General features: G+C 58.8%; 13 protein-coding genes. 6 read left to right on the top strand and 7 right to left on the bottom strand.

The annotated features are described in order from the left end of the window. The first annotated feature begins 244 nt into the window (after positions 1-244). Entirely contained in the window at positions 245-1,087 is an 843-nt protein-coding gene (locus NG895_RS17035) for a transporter (protein ID WP_252853721.1), read from the top strand. 109 nt (positions 1,088-1,196) lie between these two features. On the opposite strand, the gene NG895_RS17030 is transcribed toward NG895_RS17035, so the two are convergent. From NG895_RS17030 to NG895_RS17020, 3 genes are read right to left on the bottom strand one after another with little or no spacing between them, the layout of a single operon-like run. Then, positions 1,197-2,285 (bottom strand): type III polyketide synthase, encoded by a 1,089-nt coding sequence (locus NG895_RS17030; RefSeq protein WP_252853720.1) that lies wholly within the window; start codon positions 2,283-2,285, stop codon positions 1,197-1,199. Beyond that, on the bottom strand, positions 2,282-3,445 hold the full coding sequence (locus NG895_RS17025) for an NAD(P)/FAD-dependent oxidoreductase (protein WP_252853719.1): 1,164 nt from the start codon (positions 3,443-3,445) through the stop codon (positions 2,282-2,284). Before NG895_RS17025 ends, NG895_RS17030 begins: the two co-directional genes overlap by 4 nt. Further along, positions 3,445-4,119, bottom strand: coding sequence for a methyltransferase domain-containing protein (locus NG895_RS17020; RefSeq protein WP_252853718.1), 675 nt, complete (start codon positions 4,117-4,119; stop codon positions 3,445-3,447). Before NG895_RS17020 ends, NG895_RS17025 begins: the two co-directional genes overlap by 1 nt. 269 nt (positions 4,120-4,388) lie before the next feature. On the opposite strand from NG895_RS17020, the gene NG895_RS17015 reads away from it, so the two are divergent. The 5 genes from NG895_RS17015 (at position 4,389) to NG895_RS16995 (ending at position 11,588) form a co-directional block, all read left to right on the top strand. Then, on the top strand, positions 4,389-5,102 hold the full coding sequence (locus NG895_RS17015; RefSeq protein WP_252853717.1) for a YceI family protein: 714 nt from the start codon (positions 4,389-4,391) through the stop codon (positions 5,100-5,102). 32 nt (positions 5,103-5,134) lie between these two features. After that, a complete protein-coding gene (locus NG895_RS17010; RefSeq protein WP_252853716.1) occupies positions 5,135-5,974 on the top strand; it encodes a class I SAM-dependent methyltransferase in 840 nt (279 codons plus the stop codon). 57 nt (positions 5,975-6,031) lie between these two features. Then, entirely contained in the window at positions 6,032-6,790 is a 759-nt protein-coding gene (locus NG895_RS17005) for an NnrU family protein (RefSeq protein WP_252853715.1), read from the top strand. Positions 6,791-6,841: 51 nt separating this feature from the next. After that, entirely contained in the window at positions 6,842-9,118 is a 2,277-nt protein-coding gene (locus NG895_RS17000; RefSeq protein WP_252853727.1) for an efflux RND transporter permease subunit, read from the top strand. A 787-nt stretch (positions 9,119-9,905) separates the two neighbouring features. Continuing rightward, positions 9,906-11,588 (top strand): efflux transporter outer membrane subunit, encoded by a 1,683-nt coding sequence (locus NG895_RS16995; protein ID WP_252853714.1) that lies wholly within the window; start codon positions 9,906-9,908, stop codon positions 11,586-11,588. A 511-nt stretch (positions 11,589-12,099) separates the two neighbouring features. On the opposite strand, the gene NG895_RS16990 is transcribed toward NG895_RS16995, so the two are convergent. The 4 genes from NG895_RS16990 to NG895_RS16975 form a co-directional block, all read right to left on the bottom strand. Then, entirely contained in the window at positions 12,100-14,283 is a 2,184-nt protein-coding gene (locus tag NG895_RS16990) for an ATP-binding protein (RefSeq protein WP_252853713.1), read from the bottom strand. Between the two features lie 16 nt (positions 14,284-14,299). Continuing rightward, the gene (locus tag NG895_RS16985) at positions 14,300-15,790 is read right to left on the bottom strand and encodes a sigma-54-dependent transcriptional regulator (protein ID WP_252853712.1); all 1,491 of its coding nucleotides are present in this window, start codon (positions 15,788-15,790) and stop codon (positions 14,300-14,302) included. A gap of 332 nt (positions 15,791-16,122) precedes the next feature. After that, positions 16,123-16,539: a globin family protein gene (locus NG895_RS16980; protein ID WP_252853711.1), complete on the bottom strand. Its 417-nt coding sequence runs from the start codon at positions 16,537-16,539 to the stop codon at positions 16,123-16,125. A gap of 82 nt (positions 16,540-16,621) precedes the next feature. Beyond that, a complete protein-coding gene (locus NG895_RS16975) occupies positions 16,622-18,214 on the bottom strand; it encodes a sulfite reductase subunit alpha (protein WP_252853710.1) in 1,593 nt (530 codons plus the stop codon). Positions 18,215-18,238: the final 24 nt, after the last annotated feature.

The following is an 18,238-nucleotide window of genomic DNA, read 5'->3' as shown; positions in this document are numbered from 1 at the left end:
AAAAAGGGTGGTGGGGCGTCGGTTGCTGCGAGATTCACGCGTTTATCTCCGGCCGTTGCCGTGTTCGCTGACCTGGCCGGTGGGGTTGTGATGGTTGCAGAGAGAACTGCGACTGCAGGAGTTTGCAGCTCTCGGCAATCTATGACGCACCCGCCTGCAATAGCTGCGGTGCGGGCAGCCTCCCTGCCGAAAAGTGCCGATAAGGTCAATTCTCGCATCTCCAGCAAACCAAGGCCCAAGTCCTATGCGCCTCCAGCGACTACTGCAGCTGAGCTTCGCGATCTGCGCCCTCGCTTCGAACACGGCGCTCGCACAAGGTTTTCTGGGCATCGAGCCCTTCGATCTGGGGGGTGAGAGTGCCGAGGACGAGATCGAGACCGACCGCGACTCGTTCACACCCGCCACCACCACGGCCGGCGACGGACGGTGGATCACCGAGGCGGCCTACTCGTTCATCGACAATCGTGACGTGCCCGAAACGCATAGCTATCCCGAGCTGCTATTGCGGCGTGGCGTGGGCGACTGGTTCGAATTTCGGCTTGGCTGGAACTACGAAGTTGGCGGCGCAGGCAGCCCCACATCCGGTAATATACCGAGCGACTTCGGTGACGAAGCCGAAATCGAACGCGAGTCGCGCATCTTCTACGGCGCGAAGGCGGTCCTTACCAGGCAATGCGGCTGGCGACCCGAAAGCGCTGTGATTGTACAGGGCTTTACTCCCACCAGTGGCGAAGTCAACGACACGCAGCTCTCGACGACCTACATCTTTGGCTGGGTGGCTGAGGGGGGAGCGACCTGGGATTCGGCCATTCGCTACAGCACCAGCAGCCAGGAAGTAGACGACTTCAACGTCTGGGCTCCCTCTACGGTGTTAAAGATCCCTGTCGGCGAACGGTGGAAGGCCCACGTCGAGTACTTTGGTATCTTCTCGGACGGCCGTGAGGAAGAAACTACTCAGCACTACTTCTCGCCAGGCGCCCACTACTTGGTCACAGAGAATTTCGAGGTCGGCGTCCGCGTCGGCTGGGGACTCAACGACCAGTCGGCCAACTTCTTCTCGAATGCAGGTATCGGCTGGCGATATTGATTGCAGCTGGGCGTCACATGGTTTCGTTCCTAGTGGTGCATTCTCCACTGTGCCAAAGAGCCTGCGCATAAAGTAAGCATTCTTGAGTGCGTGACACCTTGGCCGATCGTCAATTTAGCAGGCATGCTTCGATGGCCAGTCCCGGCCCAAAGCCGATTGCAACTACTGGGCCCGCAGTGCTGGCTCGCAAGGTGTCAAGCACGAACAGCACCGTTGGGGAGGACATGTTTCCGTAACGGCGAAGCACATCGTATGAGGCCGCCATCGCCGAGTCAGGCAGATCGAGTGCCTCTTGGCACGCTTGCAGGATGCGTGGTCCGCCGGGATGAATGGCCCAACCGGCGATCTCTTCAATCGTCAATTTGTGCTGCTCGAGCCACGCCAACAAACGGTGTCGCAAGTGCTGACGGATCAGTTCGGGCACGGCCGCTGACAACGTCATCTCGAAACCGTTGTCGCCGATCCGCCAGGTCATCGCGTCCAGGCAGTCAGGCACAACCTCGGCAAAGTTGCTGCCAAGCTGCCATAGCGAGTTGTCGCTGTCGCCCCGCCCGACAACCACGGCCGCCGCTCCATCGGCAAACAGAGAATTCGATACGATCCGCTCGTTCGTCCAGCCGTACTGGTAGTGCAGACTACAAAGCTCGACCGCCACTAATAGCACCCGCGCCGACGGGTCGGCATCGACAAATGCTTTGGCCACCCGCAAACCGTTCAGCGCTCCGTGGCAGCCCATGAATCCAACATGCGTGCGGGACACCTGGCGAGAAAGTCCCAGTTTTTCAATCAACTGGATGTCGAAGCCCGGTGCCTCGAACCCACTACATGACACCGTCACCAGATGGGTAATTGCCTCGGGCGAAGTCTTCGAGTTAGTGAGGGAATCACCGGCAGCTCGGCAGGCGAGCTCTCCCGATTTGTCGCGGTAAGTCTGCATTCGCTCCGCCGTGCTGGGGCCCAAGGGCTGCTCGGCGTCGGAGGGAGCATAGTACGTTTGCGAGGCGGGGTCGCCGTTAGTGGACGAATTCAGTAAGACGCTATGCCGCGACTGCACGCCCGACCGCTGGTAGAGCCGCGGGGCAAGTTGCCGCTGCTTCTCCGTGGCCACGCAGCTGGCCACCGCGCAGGCAGCTGCGTCCGCTTGACTGATTGAATGCTCGGGCAAAGCCAAGCCGATGCCGAGGATCGAAGTGGTCATGTGGTGTGTTGTTCCTGTTGGATTTGGCTGCGGCCGATCCACCGACCGATCGTCGTCCCGATACGTGGTTGGGCGGCTAGTGCGGCGAGGCTCCACCGCAGAGCCTGAGGGTGGCGGACTAGCCAGGCTATGCTGCGACAGGCGAGTTGTCGCGAGCGGATCGAGCGTGCGTACTGGCGACGCCAATGGTCGGCGAGCTCCGGCCTCCACTGCCGTGCCGCCTCGAATGCAAGTGGTGCAGCGAGTGAAGCGCCTTCAATGGCCGCAGCCATACCTTCGCCGGTAAACGGTTCGACGTAGCCTGCCGCATCGCCAACAAGAAACAGTCGCTCGCCGGCCACAGCATTGGCGCGCTGGGTGATCGGCGGCGTTCCGCGGACCGCTTCGATGGCGTCGATCAAGGTTTGGTCAATCCCGGCCGAGTGAAGTATCTGTTGCAGAACCGTTGTGGGGGAGGTGCCGCTGCTAAGGACCAGCGGAGAGATGGCAGCAGCCAAGCTCACTCGACCGTTCTCGGCGTGCGCCAAGCCCACGTAGCCGCTGTTGCCAACAGCCATGGTGATGCAGTGATGCGGCAGACTGTCGGCCGCCCCATCCCGTGCGATGACCGTGCCCAGTCCGATGCGGGAGTTTGGCGCGATGGTCGATTCAAACTCAGGCAGTTCGTGAAGCGACGGATGCCCCAGTCCATCACACGCTAGTACTATGGGCGCGGTAGCCGTGAAGTTGGCACCGTTTGTCGAACTCCACCGGATGGTCCGACTCGATCGATCAACGCGGGGCAGTACCTGGCACTTCGCTTCGGAGACAAACTCTGCTCCTGCAGCAATGGCTGCCTCGACGAGTGCAGAGTCGAAGGTGGTTCGTGTGATGCTCATGCCGCTCGGGAGCGGAACTTCGGCGCACTTGCGTGCGTGGTGAAGGCGGATGCGGTCGAACGATTCGCCACAGCAGCCACCGAGCGTATCACCAAGCCCAAGCGAAGTGAGTGCAGTAATCGCCCGTGGGTTTAGGCACCCACCGCACGCCTTGGTGCGTGGAAACCGCTTTGACTCTACCAGTAGAACTTGTAGGCCTTGGCGACCAAGCAGAAACGCCGACACGGCACCCGCTGGCCCAGCGCCAATCACTATCGCATCCCAGCTTGAAGTCGACTGCATCAAACGGCCTTCTTCCAGCTCATGAGATACCGCTCGGGCCAGTGCTTTTGGAATCGAGTTCCGGAGAGACCAGCCTGCAGGGCCAACTTCTCAACTTCGGCGACAGTATACGCGCCCCGTACCGAAGCAGGGCCATCGTAGTGCACCACAGGTGAACGCGACAGCACACGACACCCCAGGTGCGCGAGCCAGTATCCTACCCTGGTGCGAATCAAGTCGTCGGCCAAGACCGCGTAGCGGGCAGCCCGGGACATGTCCTGCAGCAGCGCGATGACTTGACCATCCTCCAAGTGATGCAGGAATAGCGTGCAAGTAATCACATCGTAACCATCGGGCAATGGCTGTTCCAGCACGTTGTATACGAAAAACTGACTTCGTGCGATGCCTTCACGTTGTGCGACGACCGAAGCGTGCGCCGTGGCTGTGGGACTAATATCGCATCCATGTACCTCGACTTCTACGCCTTCCCGTTTAGCAATGCGAGCAAGTCGGATTGCCAGATCGCCACCACCGCAGGCAATATCGAGTACTCGAATCGGTCGAAACGTTCTCTCGCTAGCGATGAGCGAAATCGCTCGCCACAAAATTGTTGCTGTCCGACTCCAGGAGTTGATTCGCTCAAGACCTTTCAAGGCATGTATGTGCTGCGAACGATCGAGTGCTGGGTCGTCCATTTTTTCAGGTAGTAAGTGCCTCTTTCCTGCAGGCATTTGCACGGTTCTCCAAGTCGGGCGGTGTGTGTCATTGAGCAATCTCCGAGTTGATCGGTCAATTGTCAAGGCAAGTCGCAAATCGCTATGAGCTGAGACGTTGTCTCATTACTAAACGCGCGGCGTACCGCAGTGGGATTTGTCGTGGTTGCCCTAGGGCGGTCGCTACATTGCTTCTATAATTCGCCCTTCGTGTGAACTCCAACTTAGCAAGGAAGCAGGAAGGAATAGTGATGCTGAAGTCTACTTGTCGTATGGTGCTGCTGTGTTTCATCACTGCAGTGTTGCCTGCCACTCCGGTCGTAGCGCAGCACACCAGGACCGCCTCTTCGCAGCAAGCAAAGTCAAAGCAGAAACAGTACCAGCCGGGTGATTTATACCTGGCGTCGAGTCATGTTTATACCCTGGTAGGTAAAACGGGCCTCGGTCATGAACATGGTGTGGTTGGCAATCTCGCCAGCGGTCACCTCGAATTGGGAGCCACCAACAAGGCGGGAGAGATTGTGTTCGACATGGCTTCGTTTCAGGCCGACACAGATGCTGCTCGAAAGTACGTCGGCTTGGAGGGCACTTTGTCGCAGTCGACCCAGCAGCAAGTGACCGATAACATGCTGGGCGACAAGGTGTTGAACGTCGATAAGTATCCTACGGCGACATTCAAGGTGCATTCGGCCGAGAAGGCCGCCAAGCCCAGCAAGCGGGGACTGCCGCAGTACGTGCTCAAAGGCGAATTCACTCTGCAGAAGATTACTCGGCCCATCGAGTTCCTGGTGGAAGTCGAGATGGTCAAAGGCTGGCAGCACGTCCGTGGTGGATTTCGTATCAAACAAACAGACTACGGTATCGAGCCGTTCTCCAAGGCGTTCGGCGCGATTGGCGTTGCCGATCAGCTGACCATCTGGGGCGACGCCTGGGTCGCGCCCATCAGTGGATCGGCCCAGCGATAACAACCGTCGAGAGTCCAATCCCGGAAACATCCATGATTAGCTGCCCCACGATTGAAAAAGACGTCATCCGCCGGCACTACGATGTGTCGACGCTGTTCTACCGTTTGCTGTGGGGGAGGCACATCCATCATGGTTACTGGGATAGCGATGAGTCGCCCAAGCTGGCACAGGATCAGTTGACCGATCGTTTGTTCACCGCGGCCGCCATCGACTCCGGAAGTTGCGTGGTCGACATCGGTTGCGGCATGGGTGGTTCGTCGCGCCGCCTTGCCAAGGAACATGCGTGCAACGTGACCGGGGTGACGATCAGTTCGTTTCAACAGCGTTGGGCTAAGTTGGCTGCCGCCCGATATGGCTTGCGGCGTCAAACTCGGTTCCTGCGAGCCGATGCCGAGCAAGTGGAGTTCGAACCAGGAGAATTCGACGTTGTGTGGAGCATCGAGTGTACTGAGCACCTGTTCGACAAGCCCGCGTTCATTCGTAGAGCGGCCGAATGGTTGAAGCCCGGTGGCACGATGGCCATTTGTGCGTGGCTTGCCGGGCCTGACCTCGACGAGGCAAAACGGCAACAAGTGTTCGACGTGTGCGAAGGGTTCTTCTGCCCGTCGCTGGCCACTAGCGACGAGTACGCAGGCTGGATGCGTGACGCAGGATTGGTCGTCGAGCGAGTGGAAGATTGGACACGGCAGGTCGACCGCACCTGGGAAATCTGCCGTGATCGGGTCAAACGTTTTGCCATTTATCAAGCAGCAAAGTGGATTGACCAGGGGCAAATCGTGTTTCTCGATCGATTCCAGACCATTTTGGATGCCTACCGCAGCGGTGCGATGCAGTACGGCTGCTTCGTGGCGCGAAAGCCGGAGGTTGGATAGTCAGCGGCAACTGCTGGCAACAAGGATACTCTCATGGAACGAAACTTAGGAGCCAGGATGGCTCGTCTTGCTGGCTGGGTTGTCGGCATTGGTACGCATCTGTTGTTTGCCTTCACCGTGTGGCATCTGTTCTGGTTCCTAAAGGACGGACGGGCCAGCAGCGATCATGGCAGCCTGTGGATCGACCTCGCGCTGGCTCTGTTGTTTGCCGTCCCACACAGTGTGCTGCTCTACCCGGCTGTCCGCCGTGCGCTCACGCGATCGATTCCACCGGCTTTTTACGGGCTGTTCTATTGCGTCGTGACTTGTGTGTCGCTGTTGATGCTGTTCGCAGGATGGCAGGGAAGCGATATCGTACTCTGGGACCTCCAAGGTGGACTGAGAGTGGGCGTGATGGCGGGCTTCTACACCTCGTGGGGCGCGTTGTTTTACAGCTTGTACCTTACTGGACTCGGCTACCAGACGGGCCTCACGCCGTGGCTGTATTGGGTTCGCCGCGAGAAACCGCCCCGCCGCGAGTTCCACCCGGCAGGGGCCTACCGGTTCATACGGCACCCGGTCTACATCAGCTTCATGGGACTGGTGTGGTTTACGCCGCACATGTCGCTCGACCACGTAGTCCTCACCGGCGTGTGGACCCTCTATCTGTTTATGGGAAGCTATTTGAAGGATCGCCGATTGGAGTACTTTCTGGGTACCAGTTATCGGCAGTATGAAGCCGAGGTTACAGGCTTTCCGCTGATGCCGTTTGGCCCGCTAGCTCGCCGTCCGCTAGCCGCTTCGTCCGATGGTACCGCGTCGCGAATTGCGGCCTAACGTAAGAGATGCCTGTTGAGTCTGCCTCACGCACGCCTACGTCTATTGCTCGTGTACACAGTACTGGCACTGCCGCTGGTTGTGTGGGGAGCAAGCCGCGCGCTGGAGGCCAACAACAACTCGCCCATCGATTGGGTGACCAGTGCTTTCGGGCCTCGCGCGGAGTACGATCGCCACTGCGAGCAGTTTGGCCCAGGCGACACCGTGATGATCAGTTGGCCAGGCTGCACGACTCATGAGTTGTCGCTCGACCAGTTTGTGGAGGTGCTCCGTACGGCACATGTATTCTACAAGAATGACCACTGGCTGTTCGACCGCGTTGCATCGGGGCGCGAAGTAGTGATGCTGCTGGTCAACACGACCCGTCAGGGAGACCAGCCAGTCATCACCCTGCCAGATGCCACTCGGCGAGTGAGATCGCACCTGGTGGGACCCGATGGTGTAACAACAGCCGTCGTAATCACATTCAATGCCGAAGGACTGAAACAGCGCAAACGGCTGGTCGATTTAATTCGCCAGGCGGCCCACGAAATCTGCCACGTGCCGCTTGGCGAGCTGCACCTCGCCGGCCCGGTGATTGACGGCCTTTCGGTCGACAACGCCAGCCAAGCCACGCTGTCCAAATACGCCGGCCCCTCAGCCGTGGTAGTGTTTCTGTTGTGTTGGCTCAACTTGCGTTCTTATCGCGCGGCGCTGGTGGTGTTCGGACTTGCCATGCTGTGCCAGGGAGCGGCCCTTGCGTTGGTGCACTATTCGGGCGAGTCGATGAGTGCACTATTGATTGTGTTGCCACCATTGATTCAGGTGCTGGCCGTGGCGGGGGGCGTGCATCTGACGAACTACTACTTTGACCTGGAATCGGAGGGCACGACCGCCCAGCGGATCGTGGCTGCGGTCCGCGAAGGCTGGCTCCCCTGCACACTTTCGGCAGGTACCACCGCAATCGGCATGGCATCGCTCATGACGAGCCAACTCGAACCAATTCGGGCCTTCGGTGGCTACTCAGCAGCAGGAGTACTGTTAACGGTAGGCGTGCTGCTTGGATTGTTGCCTGCCTGCTACTTACATTGGCCACCCCGCAAAGGGAAGAAACCAGCCCACACATTCGCACTGCCCTGGAATCGTTGGGCCGTAGCACTCCGCAGAATGAGCACTCCCATCGTGGTTGGTGGGCTTGTGCTCGTTGCAGTGGGCGGATGGTACGCCAGTCGAATCACGACCTCGGTTCGCATCGAAACGATGTTTGCCGCCGACCACCGAGTGATCGAAGACTACAAGTGGCTGGAAACACACATTGGCCCACTTGTTCCACTGGAAGTCACCTTGTCGTTCGATTCTTTGTCGCCACTCTCCTATCGCGATAAACTGGCACTGCTGTGGGATTTGGGCGCCCAACTGGAAACAGATGACGCGTTGACCAACAGCCTGTCGGCTGCCAATTTCTTCCCACCGATTCCGCAGCTCTCTTCGCTATCGCTCGAGCAGCAGAACCAGGTCATCGAACCGATAATCCGCGAAAGCGTGCCTTACTACCAGCAACTTGGGTTGCTCAGCATCGACGAGGGTGTGGAGCACTGGCGGCTGACTACCCGCACTTCGGCACTGGGATCGGCTGACTACGGGGTAGTGCTTGATCGGGTGTCGGAGGTGGTCGATCAGCAGCTCCGCGGCGTTGCTCCAACATCCCAACGAGGACTCAGCAGCAATACTACCGGCATCATGCCGCTGGTGCATGCTATTCAAGGGCAGTTGCTCATGGACCTGCTTGTGAGCTTCGCCGCGTCGCTTGCGCTGATCACAATGGTCATGGTTTTGGTGCAAGCCGGCGTATTTGCAGGCCTATTGGCTATGATACCAAACGTGTTTCCCTTGGCTCTGTTCTTTGGCTACCTTGGGTGGCGGGGAGAGCCAATCGACATTGGCGTTATGATGACGGCCAGCGTCGCGCTGGGCGTGGCGGTGGACGACACGTTGCACTTTCTCACCTTCTTCCAGCGCGGTGTCTTGCAATATGGTGACCGGGGCCAGGCTGTCCAACACGCGCTACAGCACTGCGGCCCCGCGATAATTCAAACCTCGGTCAGCTGCGGCCTGGGACTGCTGGTTTTTGCTCTCAGCGACTTCCTCCCCACCAGTCGTTTCGCCATCAGCATAGCCACGCTGCTTGCCCTCGCACTAGTCGGTGACATGGTGCTGTTACCAGCGCTGCTTATAAGTCCGTTGGGGAAGATATGCGCTAGGGATACTCTGGCCGGTTCAGACGTCGACAGTTCCGGCTGTATGCGTCAGCCCGAAGAGTTCATTGTGAACGAAAGCTTCGCTGCGTGAGCCGATGCACGTGGCGTTTGTGTTCTGAAGGAATACTTTTTATCTGCACCAAAGGCGGGTGGTGCGCGCCGCATTGCAGTTCGGTCTTCATGGTGACCAGGCGTCAGAACCAGGCTGCCACAAGCCAAACCGGTACACCAAAGATCATAGCGCTCTAGTCTGCTTCGGTCGCCCTCATCTCCGGTGTTGGTCACTATCGTCCCGACCAGCCTCCTAGCCATGAAGCCCAGGAATCTCGTACCAAGGAGAGTTTCATCCGTCGGTATCGGTTCAACCAATGGACCGAACGGTACGTCCGCTGGTTGAGCATGAAACGTGAATTGCGTGCAGTTCGGCATTGGTGAACTTGGACGGGCGCGAGTGCTTTGCCAGGCTGGATCTCTCCTCCACAAGCGAAATCTCGGCGCTGGTGCTGGTGTTTCCGAGTGACGCCGACCATTACAACTTGTTACCCACTTTCTGGGTACCGATGGAAGGTGCTCAACGGCTTGCAAGGCAAGATCGTGCCCCCTGGGCAGAGAATTCACTGCGAGCCGGGGGCGTTGGCCAACTTGGCCGTTCCAGTGGCCAGCAGAGCTTGAAACCGGTGCGGCCGTGCCCGGAACGGCACATGTCGTGTGTGTTGTGAATGGGCAGTTACGGGCAAGTTAATTTGTGGCGATTCTAACGGTCGTTTCAGTGATGGTTCCCGAGGAGGCAGGATTAACGGTGCTTTTACTACCAACCGTACGACCGAAGAAACCGATTCAAACATCGTGAATCGTATTGCATGCGCAAGGAGGCGCTGATGCTTGCACCGAATGTCTTTATTGTCGATTACGCTCAAGTAGCAAGGAAGTCGCTTGGTGGACTTACCAAGTTGGCTCTTGTTGCAGTTCTGCTAGCTTGCACCACCGGCTGCATGACAGGCATCAGGGAGTACTTCCGGAACGGCTGCGAAGTCGGCCCGGACTACTGCAAGCCGGCGGTACCTGTGGAGAGCGAGTGGATTGATAGTCGCGATGAGCGTCTATCCACCGAGCCACCCGATTTGAGTTCCTGGTGGACCGTATTCGATGATCCCTGCCTGAATGAGTGCATCCGCATTGCCTATTCAGAAAACATCACGCTCCGCGAGGCCGGTTTTCGCATCATGGAGGCCCGGGCGCTAAGGCGCGTTGCGGCCGGCAATCTGTTCCCTCAGTCCCAAGAAGCAACTGGTTCGTACACACGCACGCAACTCAGTAGCGAATCCGGATTTGGTGGCATTGGACTTGGCGGCGGTCAGATCGATATCTGGCAAGTAGGAGGTCAATTGGCCTGGGAGCTCGACTTCTGGGGCAGGTTCCGACGCGCCGTCGAGGCGGCCGATGCCAATTTGGATGCCACGGTCGAGGCCTATGACGATGTACTCGTCATCTTGTTGGGCGATGTGGCCGCCACGTACGTTGAAATTCGTACGCTTCAGCAGCGGATCGACTACGCCGAAAGGAATGCGGAGTCGCTGAAGGGATCATTGAGGATCGCCACTGATCAGTTCGAAGTGGGCAGGGCGGGCAAGCTCGACGTCGCCCAGGCACAAACCAACTACTCTCAGACCGTGGCGTTGGTTCCCCAGTTCCAGGCGCAGCTTCGGCAAGCTCAGAACCGATTGTGCGTACTACTGGGACGTCCGCCTGAGGATCTGACCACTTTGCTGAGCATGTCTCCCGCGCGGATCCCGCAAGCCGAACCCGATGTCATCGTGGGTATTCCGGCGGAGCTGATTCGCCGTCGTCCTGACATCCGGCAGGCGGAGCGACTGGTCGCTCGACAAAGCGCCTACATTGGCGTCGCCGAGGCCGATCTGTATCCGGCGTTCTCGATCACTGGAAACCTTGGGTATCAAGCCCCGACATTCGCTCGATTGTTCAGGTCGTCGGCCTTTACGGGCTCCGTCTCACCCGGTTTCAACTGGAACATCCTGAACTACGGACGGATTCGCAACGGTGTGATTGCCGAGCAGGCGTTGTTCCAGCAGTACGTTGCCCAGTATCAGAACCGTGTGCTGGAAGCGCAGCGTGAAGCGGAAGATGCCATCGTTGCCTTCTTGCGGTCGCAGGAAGAAGCCGAAGCGTATCGCACGAGTGCAAGTGCGGCCGTCGAGGCGAGTAGTCTTGTGCAGCAGCAATTTGAGGGAGGGATCACCGACTTCAATCGTGTGTTTGTTGCCGAGTCGACTTTGGTGACACAGCAAGATGCGCTGGCCGTTGCGGAAGGTAAGGTCGCCAGCAGTCTCGTGGACGTCTACCGCGCACTGGGAGGCGGCTGGGAGATTCGGTTGACCCAACCGGTAGGATTCCAGGGCGTTCCTGTCGCGTTGCCACAGCCGCAGCCGGAACCGGTGCAGCAACCAGAGCCTGTGGACGAGTCCCCCGAAGCAATTCCGGCCCTGCCGTCCGAGGCCAGGGAGGAATCCTTGCTCGACCTCCCGGCGTTTGCCATTGAATAGCGTTCCCCCGAACCGATGGTGCCAAGAAGATGCATAGTAGCGTTCGATTATTGTGGCTGTGTGGTGCAATTGTACTTTCCTTGGCCTTCATGACGTCGGAGGTACAAGCTTGGACAGGCTGCTCGTGGAGCAATCTGTTTGGCTGCGAATGCGTTTGTCCAGTGAAGGGATGTTGCGACGACTATTGCTCCAAGCCACTGCCCTGCACGCCTTGTTGTGAGTGCCCTCGAGGCTGTGATGACTACTGCCGCAAGCCGCTTCCTTGCCAGCCCTGTTATGGCGGTCCTTGGCTATGCGACGACTACTGCCGGAAGCCGTTGCCGTGCGTGAAGTGCCGCTCGACCGCAGCAGATATCTGTATTCCGGACCGCGTTGATTATTGCCAACAACCGTGCGGCTGCGCCTCCGTAAGTCCGGCCGACTGAAGTCGGCCGACTGGCCCAATCGATCACGCCGGCTGGGCCCGGTAGGGCAGCTAAACCGCAGGCTCCTGGTTGGGGAATAGGATGTCCTACCGGGGGCTCGAAGGAGAGTTGGGGGAGCACTCCTGACGCAATGTATCGCAGAGCGTGTGCAACTGCTCCTTGATTACGGGCCAACAACCGACAGCGGCGTTGCGCCGCCCGCGACTGCAGTCGTCTTCCAGTTGCTGCAACTGACGCAACAGGGGACCCGATTCGAAGTAGGCCACCTGCCCCCGGAGGCGGTGAACAACGATGCTCGCCGCTTGCAGGCTCCCCTCGGCCACGGCTTGATCGACTTCCGCGAATTGCTGGGGAGCCACTTCCAGGTAGGTGCTCGCCAACTCCTGGTAGAAGCTCTCATCCATTGGACAAGTATCGCTTGAAGTGTTGGTTGATTCGCGGGTGTCCCCCAGCACGTTGTCGAGAGTTTGCAGCAAGCGGTCGCGAGTGATCGGCTTGGTGAGCATGGCCGCGAAGACATCTGCATGTTGCGGCGCAGCGTGCGCCGTGAGATTGACTTGGGGCGTTGAAGTCCGTCCCCGACGAGCGTCGATTGCCCTCAGGGTGCGCGCCGTTTCGATGCCATCGATACCAGGCAGTTGTAAGTCGATCAGCGTGCAGTCGAATGATTCTTGCTGGTAGATGTCGATCGCCTGTTCGCCGCTGTTGGCGGTCGTTACCCGATGGCCCTCTCGCTCCAGAAGTTCGCGGAACAGCTTTTGATTGAGTTCGGTGTCCTCCACCACGAGGATACGCAGCGTTTGCAGCTGGTGAAACTGCGGCGCCGGGTGCGGCGCTTCTTCGTTATGGGCCACCCAAAAATTGCAGCTGAATCGAACGGTGGTTCCCTGGCCGACCTGGCTGACCACGTCGATCGTAGCATTCATGGCAGCGGTAATGCGTCTACAAATCGCCAGCCCCAATCCGACCCCTTTCTTACCGCTGGAATCGGTGTCATGTAACCGCGTGAAGGGTTCGAAGATGCGTTGTTGCTCGCTCGCTTCGATTCCGATGCCAGTGTCTTCCACCTCCCAGGTCAGGCAAACTCGTCCTTCGTCAGCGGGTGTTGCGAGGCAGCGAATCGCCACGGATCCGACGGGTGTGCATTTGATGGCGTTGGCCACCAGATTGAGCAAGACTTGTTGCACCCGACGTTCGTCGCCCATCACGCGAAGTCCTGTGTCGTCCACTTCGTCCGTCAACTGCAGGCCTTTGGCTGTGGCTTCCGGTTGCATCATCGCAGCGACACGCTTGCAGAGCCGAGCCGGTTCGAACTCCGCGACCTGAAGCTTCAACTCATTGGCGTCGATCGCTGCCAGGTCGATCAAGTCATTGAGTAGCCCCAACAGCGATGTACCGGCTTCCTCGATGATGGCCAGGTACTCTTGCTGCTTGGTCTCGTTGTTGGTAGTGCGAGCCATCTCTGTCATGCCGAGCACGGCAGTCATGGGGGTTCGCAGTTCGTGGCTTACATTTGCTAGAAAGCGTGTTTTGGCTGCATTCGCCTGTTCCGCTTGATCGCGAGCGGTGCGCAGACGCTCGCTGAGTGTGGCAAGGTGCGCGACTGCGTTTTCGATTCGTCGCACGGCAGGCCGAAAGATCAGCAGGCCCTCGGCGGACAGAATGGAGAGTGTCAGCACCAGCAGGGTGAATTCGAGACGTCGCAGGCGAGTGACCTTTGCTTCGGCTTCCTCGACATACTGAGAGACAATGCGATCCATGCCTTCCAGGAACCGACCTTCGTGACGTTCGATGACGGCCACCGGCTGGCGAATGTCGTCGGATGAGCCTGTCTGGTCGACGATCGACGTGGCAGACTGGCGCATGGCCTCGAAGTCGGGACGGATGCTGGCAAACAGTTCTTGTACGGCTTCGCTATTCTCTTCGTGCAGCAGCCCCGCAGGTGCCAAGGTTTGCAGTCCCAGGTGATTGTCCTCCCACTCGTTGAGTGTTTCCTGCAGTTCCACCACCATGGGCGACTGCTGTGCCGATTCACTTTTGTTGATCTGCAGGGCTGTTTTGGCGAGTCGCTGGCTAAGCATCCTCTGCCGGCCCGCGATGTTGACAATCTGCGAATCACCTTCGCCGCGGGTCAGTTGCTGCTGGATGAGCCACTGGGCACCGATGGACAGAATGGCCACGGCGCTCAGGGCAAAGATATAGAGCACCGTCAGACGCCGGCCCTCAGGCGTAGTGGGAGTGGATCGGTTTTGGGAGGCGAGGCTGATCACGCGTGCGGCTTCTGGTTCAATTCGAGTCGGCCAATTGTTGGGCGCTCATGCCATACTGTCGCAGCTTTTTGCGTAGACTGGCCCGGGTAATACCGAGCAGCCTCGCGGCCTGGGCCTGATTGCCGCCGGTATGGCCCAGTACTCGCACAAACAACTTGCGTTCCATTTCCTCGACGGCATCGGCATGCAAATCTTCCGTTCCGCTATCGATTCGCATCTGGGCGAATACCGCCCAGTCGGTGGAGAACTTGGTTGAGTCATCGGTGTCGCCCGACATGGCGACCACAGGGTCTTCGGCCATCGCTCGTTTCATGTCATCAGCGACCAGGATGTGTCCCTTCTGCTCGACCATGGCACGTTTGAGGACACTCTCTAGCTCGTCGATGTTCCCCGGCCACAGGTGGCGGCATAGCACCTTCATCGCATCTTCCGACACTCGTGTGTAGTCGATACCAAATCCAGCGGCGATGTGGCTGAGCTTATCCAGAGTGCGGGCGATCAGCAGCGGCAGGTCGCCGTGGCGTTGGCGAAGTGGCGGCAACGTGATCACGAACGATGTGAGTAAGTAATAGAGATCGGAGCGAAACTCGCCCTTCCGCACTAACTCTTCCAGGTCGTCGGTTGTTGTAGTCATAAGCCGACAAGGAAGCGGCTTGGATTCTCCGCTGAGGGGGTCGGTATAACTGCCGTCTCGAAGCACTTGAAGCAGCAGACCTTGCGCGGCGAGGCTCAATGTCCCGATTTCCTGAAGCAACAACGTTCCATTCGTGGAGAAGTTGATATTGCCGGGTACGTCGGCGTTTCCGAACAACTCGTGTTTGAGTTGTTCATCACTGCGACCTGGGCAGAACGTCTTGATGAATGGGCCATCCGCGAAGCGGCTATGGCGATGAATCTCGCGTGCCAAGGCCTCCTTGCCAGTGCCGTGCTCGCCTCGAAGCAGCACAGGCACGCTCTGCATAGCGACTTTGCCAACCGCCTTGAATACATGCTGCATGGCAGGGCACTCGCCGACCAGCGCATCGGAAGTAGGCTTCTCCGGAGTCTCTATCAAGGGAGGCTGGAGCGAGGGGGCGCAGTCAGAGTCCAACGCCGCGGTCGACTGTAACAGCGAGCGAAGCGAGAGGGCTCGTTCCACTTGAAGGCGGAGCTTCGAAGGGTCCAGCGGCTTGGGTAGATAGTCGAACGCGCTAAGCTTCATCGCTTCGATGGCGGTGCTGCCCGAGCCGCGAGCCGTGACGAAAATGACCGGCACATTTGGCGCCAAGTGATGGATTTTGCTCAGCACTTCGATGCCTATGCAGTCGGGCAACATGTTGTCCAGCACAATGAGGTCGGGGCGTTTTTGCTCGACTTCACGAATGCCCGAGGTACCGTCGTGTGCACTAAACATGCGATGGGCGATACGATCCATCGCCCGTCGTACAACTACGGAAATGAGAGGGTCGTCGTCAATCACGAGGACGACCGGCAGGTTCGGATCTTGGTAGCTCGGAGCTGCAGTCATCAATCGAGGACGAGTTAAAAGATGGTGGCCCTCCCGTGAGCGCATACCGGTAGCACAGCTGTTGCTGCACGTTCCATACCAGCGGCCAGCAGGCGACTGGGTAGATCGCGCAACTTCAACGTTTGCAGCAGTTTAGGGGAGTGGTGGGATTCCGCAGCCGGAGCCGGTGCCCGCTTTCTAAGCAGGAGATGCGGAGATTGCTGACAAGTCTCTCGAGTTGGGCCAGGCGAAGAATGAAGATGATCTGGCCGCTGGATTGCCGCCAGTAGAGCCCCGGTATCGTTGTCCGGCGATAGGCCATAGGCCTCCGGGGGGTGAGTGTCTGGCACCCGTTAGGCGACCGTAGCGGCTGCGGCTTCTTTCATCACGTCTGCCAGGGTCGCGTAGGTCAAGGTCCATGCTTCCTGAAGTTCGGCCGTATAGTCGTCTCCCAGGCCCTGTTCGAGAGTCCACAGCAAGGCGGCTCCCACTACTTCGTAGTCCTGCGGCTGAACGCCATACTCGGTATGCCTGACGCCCGATTGCTGAACGGCGGGAAGCACCTGCTCGAGATTTGGCAATGCGTGGATGGCCATCGAGATCATTCGCATCAACTTACGACCTTGTTCGGTAATGTCATTCTTGAACAAGGGCTTAAAATGAGGGGCGATCTCGAACAACCGATCATAGAATAGCACGGCGACCTGATCCGAACTGGGCGCGATCTTGGCCCAGCTTTCTTGGACGAGTTGGATTTGCTGTTCGGTCATTTCAACAAGATTCCTGCTGGATGGGTAGCAGATGTCGGAGGACAAGCTATCTCGCACTCTTAGAACGGGCGGGCGACCCGTCCTAGTACACATCACGCACGTAGCGGCCCTCCGCCTTGAGGCGCTCGACGTACTCTTTTGCCTGTTCATCGGACAACTGGCCGTGCGTTGCAATCACGTCGTGCAGGGCTCGATCAACATCCACCGCCATGCGTTTGGCATCGCCACAAACAAAGAAGTGGCCGCCCTCTTCGAGCCAGGCGAATAGTTCCTGGCCTTCTTCACGCATGCGGTCCTGCACGTAGACTTTCTGCTCCTGATCGCGACTGAAGGCCAGACTGAGCTTCGTGAGCTTACCGCATTGCGCCAACTCGTCGAACTCCTCGCGATACAGAAAGTCGGTGGCTTCGTGTTGATCGCCAAAGAACAGCCAGTTCTTTCCCGGGGCGTCGGCCGTCGCTCGCTCCTGCAGAAAAGCGCGGAACGGAGCGATGCCAGTGCCCGGGCCGACCATGATCATCGGCGCGCTCGGATCGCTGGGCACCGTGAAGCCGTGCGAAGGGTGCACGTACACGCGGACGGGATGGTCGGGTTGCACTCGGTCGGCGAACATGGTGGACGCCACGCCCTTGTAAGTGCGCCCACCAATAGTGGCCGCCGCCCGACCGACGGTGAGATGCACTTCACCGGGATTGGCCTTGTGGGAACTCGCAATGGAATACAGCCGCGGCGACATGTCCAGCAAGCACTCCATCAGTTCGGTGGCGGCGAGACGTGCGCTGGGGGTCCGCTGTAGGACGTCGTAGACATCCATCGTGTCGAGTTCGTCGGAGTCCACCAAAGACTCAACAGCGGACCTCTCTTCGGGATGCGGCGTTTTTTGGGCGAGCAGCTCGAGCAGTTCTTCACTGACTGACCGCAGGCAGTACTTCTCCGCCAGATCGTTGGTGGTGGTACCGTTGACGTCATCGAGGCAGGCGAGGACGTCGCCCACCAATTCATGGCAGTTGGTGGGGTAGACTCCCAGCGAATCGCCGACGTTGTAGCTGAGTCCGCTGTCGCCCAGGTCGATCACCACGTGCGATGTGTGTTTCGACGATCCCTGGCGGTTGAGATTGCTGCTCGACTTGATACGAGCGGTATAGGGATTCGCGCGGCTAAAGCCGTTGGTTGCTGCAGATCCGTTGGAAGCAACACCGTTCGTGGCCGCCCCATTGGACTTTGCCTGGCCGTTGGCCGAGGCACCGGTGCCTGCTTCCTTTTTGAGCTTCTTGAGCATCTTGGCGGTGTCTTTGCCACCTGGCGAGCAGAGTGTGAGGTTTTTCTCCTCGCCGGCCGCGATGGCCTCGGAGTAGGTCTGGCACAAGTAGCCGCACGCGCCACAATTGAGCTGCGCCATGGCGGCCATCATTTGCCGCTCGAGTGGTTTCCCTTCGGCGAGCTTCAGCCGCTCGTCCATTTCCAGATTCGGGTCGTGCCAAGGGAATTCTTCTTCCTCCTCGACGGCGACGGGCTCGGCGGTCAGCATTGCGGTAGCCATGCTATTTCCGTTGGCTGGCAACTCGCCATTGCCGCCGGACTCGACGACACCCGTCCACCCGGCGAGAAAACCATTCAGCCAACTACGCTGCTCCTCGGTGAAGGGAGCCGATTCGGGAATGAGGGAAATGCTCATGATCGTAAAAGTGGATGTGGAGAT

It is taken from the genome of Aeoliella straminimaris, assembly GCF_024054565.1.
In the GTDB taxonomy this organism is placed as follows: domain Bacteria; phylum Planctomycetota; class Planctomycetia; order Pirellulales; family Lacipirellulaceae; genus Aeoliella; species Aeoliella straminimaris.
This window is presented reverse-complemented; position numbering and strand designations above follow the sequence as displayed.

Coding starts and splice junctions, on each gene's coding strand:
- NG895_RS17035 (WP_252853721.1), top strand. CDS start 245: ATGCGCCTCCAGCGACTACTGCAGCTGAGCTTCGCGATCTGCGCCCTC.
- NG895_RS17030 (WP_252853720.1), bottom strand. CDS start 2,285: ATGACCACTTCGATCCTCGGCATCGGCTTGGCTTTGCCCGAGCATTCA.
- NG895_RS17025 (WP_252853719.1), bottom strand. CDS start 3,445: ATGCAGTCGACTTCAAGCTGGGATGCGATAGTGATTGGCGCTGGGCCA.
- NG895_RS17020 (WP_252853718.1), bottom strand. CDS start 4,119: ATGGACGACCCAGCACTCGATCGTTCGCAGCACATACATGCCTTGAAA.
- NG895_RS17015 (WP_252853717.1), top strand. CDS start 4,389: ATGCTGAAGTCTACTTGTCGTATGGTGCTGCTGTGTTTCATCACTGCA.
- NG895_RS17010 (WP_252853716.1), top strand. CDS start 5,135: ATGATTAGCTGCCCCACGATTGAAAAAGACGTCATCCGCCGGCACTAC.
- NG895_RS17005 (WP_252853715.1), top strand. CDS start 6,032: ATGGCTCGTCTTGCTGGCTGGGTTGTCGGCATTGGTACGCATCTGTTG.
- NG895_RS16995 (WP_252853714.1), top strand. CDS start 9,906: ATGCTTGCACCGAATGTCTTTATTGTCGATTACGCTCAAGTAGCAAGG.
- NG895_RS16985 (WP_252853712.1), bottom strand. CDS start 15,790: ATGACTGCAGCTCCGAGCTACCAAGATCCGAACCTGCCGGTCGTCCTC.
- NG895_RS16980 (WP_252853711.1), bottom strand. CDS start 16,539: ATGACCGAACAGCAAATCCAACTCGTCCAAGAAAGCTGGGCCAAGATC.
- NG895_RS16975 (WP_252853710.1), bottom strand. CDS start 18,214: ATGAGCATTTCCCTCATTCCCGAATCGGCTCCCTTCACCGAGGAGCAG.